The organism is Falsiroseomonas sp. HW251, from assembly GCF_050563545.1.
Lineage (GTDB): Bacteria > Pseudomonadota > Alphaproteobacteria > Acetobacterales > Acetobacteraceae > Falsiroseomonas.
Genome location: NZ_JBNXUM010000073.1, coordinates 1 through 3,062 on the forward strand (window position 1 = coordinate 1; position 3,062 = coordinate 3,062).

Consider the following 3,062-nt stretch of genomic DNA (forward strand, 5'->3'; position numbering starts at 1 on the left):
TAGGATTTTTGGCCCTAAAGCACTGAACACCTCGCCCGCATCGGACAAATTCAGGTTTCCTAAGCGCCCGGTCAGCGAAAACGGTCGGGCCTGACAGCCTGGACGGATGCACGGTTTCAAAGAGCATGGATCCCCTAAAGGACCGCGTTCCTATCATGCCGGTTCCGCATCGCCGTTGTCCAGCGCGATCTATGACCCGCCGATGATGATCCCCGTCGCCAACACCAGCCCGCCGCCGAGCAGGATCTGGAACATGGCGCGTCGCCAGGGCGTCTCCATCCAGCGGTTCTGGATCCAGACGATCGCCCAGAGCTCCACGAAGACCACCGCCAGCGCGATCGCCGTCGCGGTCCAGAAATGCGGGATGAGGTAGGGCAGGGCGTGGCCGAGCCCGCCGGCCGCGGTCATCACGCCCGACGCGATGCCGCGCTTCCACGGCGCGCCGCGGCCCGACAGCCTGCCGTCGTCATGCGCGGCTTCCGTGAAGCCCATCGAGATACCCGCGCCCAGCGAGGCGGAGAGGCCGACGAGGAAGGTCGTCCAGGGATCCTGCGTCGCGAAGGCCGTCGCGAAGATCGGCGCGAGGGTGGACACCGACCCGTCCATCAGCCCCGCCAGCCCCGGCTGTACCCAGGTCAGCACGAACTGGCGCCTGGCCGCCACGTCCTCCTGCTCGCCGGAGCCGTCGCCAAGGCGGTCGGCGATGATCTCGTCGGCGTCCTTCTCATGGCGGGCCTCGGCCGCGGCGAGGTCGCCGAGCAGCTTGCGCACCTCTGCATCCGTCGTGCGCGCGGCGGCCGCGGTGTAGAAGGCCAGCGCATCCTGCTCCATCGAGCGCGCTTCCTCCCGGATGCGGTCGAGCGGCAGGTTCTCGACCAGCCAGACCGGCCTGCGGGCGTAGAAATCGGCGATGTGCTCGCGCCGGATGGGAAGGATCAGGTCGCCGTAGCGCGCGCGGTAGACGTCGATCAGCAGGCGGCGGTGCTCGTTCTCCTCCGCAGCCATGGCGTCGAAGACGGCGGCCGAGGCGGGATAGGCATCGCGCAGCCGCATCGCGTAGAGCGCGTAGATCCGGCCGTCTTCTTCCTCCGACGAGATGGCGAGCGCGAGGATCTCCTGCGCGGAGAGGCTGTCGAAGCGGCGGCGGGAGCCGCCGAGGGAGCGGAAAAGGGAGGTCATGCGCGACGGTCCAGCAAGGCGCGCGCCGTGGCACGCCGGGTGACGCATGAGTTAGCCGCCCCGGGCGTGGAGCGCCACCGCGCCTGGGGCGGATCAGTGCCGCGGGGCGGATCGCGAGGCGAGGGCCTGGGAAGCTGCGCGCTCCCCGTGCCTGGAAAGAAAATCGCCCCGCCAGGTATTGCGCCTGGCGGGGCCGGTAGCCGGTTTCAGGCTGCGCCCGGTCAGGTGATGAAGACGTCGGTCGCGACGGAGAACGGGGCCGGCAAGTTTTCGAGCAGTGCCACCGGCTGGCCGTCCACGAACAAGGTGCCGGTGCCCGGATCATAGCTGACGGACGGGGGAGTTCCATCGGCCGTCGGGGCGGACGTCTCGAGCCTGTCGCTCCACACCCAGATACGGTCCCCCTCGCTCCTGCTGAAGTCTGCAATCCGCTCGAAGTCGCCGTAGCGGACGATGAACACGTCGGCGCCGGTTCCGCCGGACACGCTGTCGCCGCCATAGCTGCCGAGCAGCGTATCGTTCCCGGCTCCACCGACGAGGGTGTCAGAGCCGAGGCCCCCGAACAGGAAGTCGTTGCCGTTGCCGCCGTTCAGGACATCGTTGCCGTCACGGCCGTCGATCATGTCGCTGCCGTCGCCGCCGGACAGCGATTCGGTGCCGCTGTTGTTCCTTCCGTACACCGCATCGTTGCCGCCCAGCGCGTCGTAGTTCTTCGGCGTCTCGCTCGGCGGCTGGGTGTTGGTGGTGCCGGTCTCGTCCGGGCTGCTCCAGACCTTGTCCGCATTAATCGTCAGGGAGGCCGGGTTGGTCAGGATGCCGTCCACCGTGTCCTTCGAGAGCGCATTCTCGATGTTGCTGAAGTTGTTGAAGTTGCCGATCAGCGGGTCGGCGTTGATGAGATCGATCAGCCCCTTGTTGGTCGACAGGGCCGCATTCCCTGCGGAATCGACGATCGTATAGGAGACGATGTTGGTGTTGTTCGCGAGCGAGACCGCCGTGTTCGTCTCGTTGGACACGAAGACGCGGAAGATCGCGTCGCCATGCTGGCCGGCGGCGGCGCCGTCGTCCCAGACCTTCAGGATCGACACCGTGAGGTTGGCATAGTCGCTGCCGAAGGTCGCGGGATCGAGCTTGATCTGCGCGAGGTCCTTGTCCGAGGTGAAGAGGTCCCAATAGATGTAGGCGTGGGCGTTGATCGTGAAGCTTCCGCCCTGCAGCTTGGGCTGGATCTTGCTGACGTCGTTCGGGAAGTTGAACTGCGGGTTGCCCGTGAACTCGATGGGCTGGAAGCCGAAGAAGTTCGCGGGGTCGGTGTCGGTCACCGTCGCGCCGTTGGAGCCGGTGCCGCTGGCCTTCGCGATGTTGGTGTATTGCCCGGCGTGGAAGGCGCCAGGCGCGGTGCCGGTTGCCGTGGCGCCCACCGCGAGGTCATCCATTTGACCGTCGCCGTCGAGGTCGGCCAGTCCGGTGAGGGTGACCAGGAAGTCGTCCCCGGTGCTCCCCGGCGTTCCGTTGTCGTCGGTAACCGACACGTTGAACAACGTGACGTTGCCGTCGTTCTTGACCGAATACCTGAACACCGGGGTACCGGAGAGCAGGGTCGGCCCGGGTGCCGCATTGGCGTCGAAGAAGGTCGTGCCGCCATCGACCGAGACCGACTTGATCAGGTCGATATGCGGCGTCCGGGTGACCGGCACGGTGTTGGTATCGGTGTCGGTCACCGTCGTGCCGTTGGTGCCGGTGCCGGTGCCGGTAGCGATGTTGGTCACCGACCCCGCGTCGACCTGCGCCTGGGTCAGGGTTGCCGTCTTGGTGCCGGTCGCGGTGGCGCCGACGGCAAGGTCGTCGGCCGTGCCGTCGGCGTCGAGATCGGTCAGCCCGGA

Annotated in this window: 2 protein-coding genes; both read right to left on the reverse strand. The window is 67.1% G+C overall.

The window, feature by feature from the left end; all coding sequences use genetic code 11:
- Positions 1-189: 189 nt before the first annotated feature.
- Positions 190-1,179, reverse strand: coding sequence for an iron exporter MbfA (gene mbfA / locus ACLF3M_RS35155; RefSeq protein ID WP_430661670.1), 990 nt, complete (start codon positions 1,177-1,179; stop codon positions 190-192).
- Between the two features lie 221 nt (positions 1,180-1,400).
- On the reverse strand, positions 1,401-3,062 hold a 1,662-nt coding region (locus tag ACLF3M_RS35160), incomplete at its 5' end, for a calcium-binding protein (protein WP_430661671.1).

What these genes read in the sequence shown, in the direction of transcription:
- mbfA (WP_430661670.1), bottom strand. Translation starts at nt 1,179, where the DNA reads ATGACCTCCCTTTTCCGCTCCCTCGGCGGCTCCCGCCGCCGCTTCGAC.